Here is a 2,258-nt window from a genome sequence, read left to right on the forward strand (position 1 = left end):
CTCGCGCGGCGGGGCCGGCCCGGCACCGCCTGATCCCGCCGTAGCGAGCCGATGTCCGGACGTCTTCGGACTCCGTCCACCCCCGGCCCCGGAAGGACTGTCCGTGCTGCGGACGGCCGCGCGCCACGGATTCGTGAACGGCGTACACACCGCGGCGATCATCGCCGCGGTCGTGTGCCTGGCCGGCGCCGCCCTCGCCGCCGGGCGGGCCTCGGCCGGCGCGACCCGAACCGAGCCCCGGCCGCCCCGGCCATGCACTCACCCATCGACCGTCCAGGCCCGCCTGCGGGGCGGGACGGCGGCGTGCATTCCGACGTGCAGGAAGTGATCGTGGTGGCTGTGTACAGCGGCGTTTGCACGCATGCGTCGTCGCGAGACGGCTGCCCGGAACCCGAAACTCGGGGCCGGTCAGCCCGCCCGGTCCTTCGACAGTCTCGGGAACCCGGTACGGCGGGCCGCCACCGCCACGCCCGTACCCGCCAGGATCAGGGCGAGCGCAATCCATGGCACTGCCGCGATCCCGACCGTCGCCAGGATCCGACCGCCGACGATCGCACCCGTACCTATGCCGATGTTGAAGCCGGAGTTCAGCACGGCGTCGGCGACTTCCGGCGTCGCGGGGGCCGCGCGTACCACCGCCGCGTGCAGGAGTGTGGGGAGTGCCCCGAACGCCAGGCCCCAGGCCGCGACCGCCGCGACCGCCGCGACCGTGTGCCGGCCGGCGAGGGCGAGCGCGAGGACACCGGCGGTCAGCACACCCAAAGTGGTCAACAGGGCGCCGCGTGGGCGACGGTCGACCGATGCCGCCGCGGCTCCGACGCCCACCGCGCCGGCCGCACCGTAGGCGAGCAATACCCATCCGACCGTGGACTCGCCGAGGCCGGCGCGCTCCAGCAGTCGCACGATGTAGCTGTACGCGGCGAAATGCCCCAGCATCACGACCGTCGTGGTGCCCGCGACGACCACCACGCCGGGTGTCCGGAGCACGTCGATCACGCGTGCCCGCGCGATCGATCGGTCACCGGGCAACGCGGGCAGGGTGCGGGCCGCGAGTACCGCGAGGAGGAGGGCCGACACGGCCAGGCCCGCGAAAGCTGTTCTCCAGCCGACCGCGGTCCCGACGGCCGTGCCCAGCGGTATGCCGATCGTCAAAGCCGCCGCTTGGCCCGCGAAGACGATCGCCACCGCGCGGCCGACCCGGTCGGGGGCGACCATGCGGACCGCGTACGCCGCCGCCATCGACCAGAACACGCCTGCGAGCAGCCCTCCGACGGCCCGGGCCACGAGGGTGAGCGGATAACTCCCGGAAATCGCCGTTGCCGCGTTGACCACCACGAACCCGGCCAACGTACCGATCATCAGCGAGCGCCGCGGCCGGCGCCGGGTGGCCGCGGTCAGTGGTATCGCGCCGAGCGCCATCGCGTACGCGAACGCGCTCACCAGGAACCCGGCCGCGACTTCGGACACACCCAGGTCACGGGCCGTCGTCGGAAGGAGCCCGGACGGTAGCATCTCGGTCGTCAAGGCGACGAACACCGCCGCCGACAGGGTGAGCAGCCCACCCAGCGGCCATCTGGGCTCCGAGGCGGTCGACATGGCCGAATCGGTGGGCGTTGCCGGATTGTTCGAAGCAGTGGCCGCGACGGGCGCGGTCGTCGAGGGTTGCACTTCACTGGACATGGTCGGAACGCTAGGAGTCTCACATCGGTGTGAAGGTCAAATCCGGCGACGTGGGGTGGTGCGGATGAGGATCGGCGAGTTGTCGCGACGCACCGGCGTCAGCGCGCGGCTGCTGCGCTATTACGAGGAGCAGGGCCTGCTCCGGCCGGCCCGCAGCGAGAACGGCTACCGCGACTATCCGGACAACGCCATAGCGTGCGTCCAACAGATCCGGGGGCTGATCGACGCGGGGCTGTCGACGCGTGCGTTGCGCTCGGTCATCCCGTGTCTGCAGGGCGCGCTGACCCTGCCGCCTTCGCCCGGGCCGGAACTCGTGGCGCTCCTTGACAACGAGTTGGCGCAGCTCGAAGAACGCATAGCCTGCCTGACCCACAACCGCGACGCGATCCGGGACTACCTGACCACATCCCGGTGACGTCCGGGTCGCTCGACGGCGTGCGTTGCGACGCGACCACGGCGGGTTCCGCGATCGGGTTCCGCGATCGGGTTCCGCGATCGGGTTCCGCGATCGGGTTCCGTCGGCCGGGCGCGCGCCCGAGCCTCGGGCCCGCCGTGTGGACGCGGTCCTCTCGGGGTGC

Annotated in this window: 2 protein-coding genes; one reads left to right on the forward strand and one right to left on the reverse strand. The window is 72.3% G+C overall.

Annotated features, from left to right (window positions below; genetic code table 11):
* Window positions 1-408: 408 nt before the first annotated feature.
* Window positions 409-1,596, reverse strand: a complete 1,188-nt coding sequence (locus tag ACFXMF_RS47540) for an MFS transporter (RefSeq protein WP_379988225.1) — start codon at window positions 1,594-1,596, stop codon at window positions 409-411.
* A gap of 148 nt (window positions 1,597-1,744) precedes the next feature.
* On the opposite strand from ACFXMF_RS47540, the gene ACFXMF_RS47545 reads away from it, so the two are divergent.
* Window positions 1,745-2,095: a MerR family transcriptional regulator gene (locus ACFXMF_RS47545; RefSeq protein WP_360313526.1), complete on the forward strand. Its 351-nt coding sequence runs from the start codon at window positions 1,745-1,747 to the stop codon at window positions 2,093-2,095.
* Window positions 2,096-2,258 lie beyond the last annotated feature (163 nt).

It is taken from the genome of Embleya sp. NPDC059213 (assembly GCF_042754445.1).
Lineage (GTDB): Bacteria > Actinomycetota > Actinomycetes > Streptomycetales > Streptomycetaceae > Embleya.

Coding starts and splice junctions, on each gene's coding strand:
- ACFXMF_RS47545 (WP_360313526.1), top strand. CDS start 1,745: ATGAGGATCGGCGAGTTGTCGCGACGCACCGGCGTCAGCGCGCGGCTG.
- ACFXMF_RS47540 (WP_379988225.1), bottom strand. CDS start 1,596: ATGTCGACCGCCTCGGAGCCCAGATGGCCGCTGGGTGGGCTGCTCACC.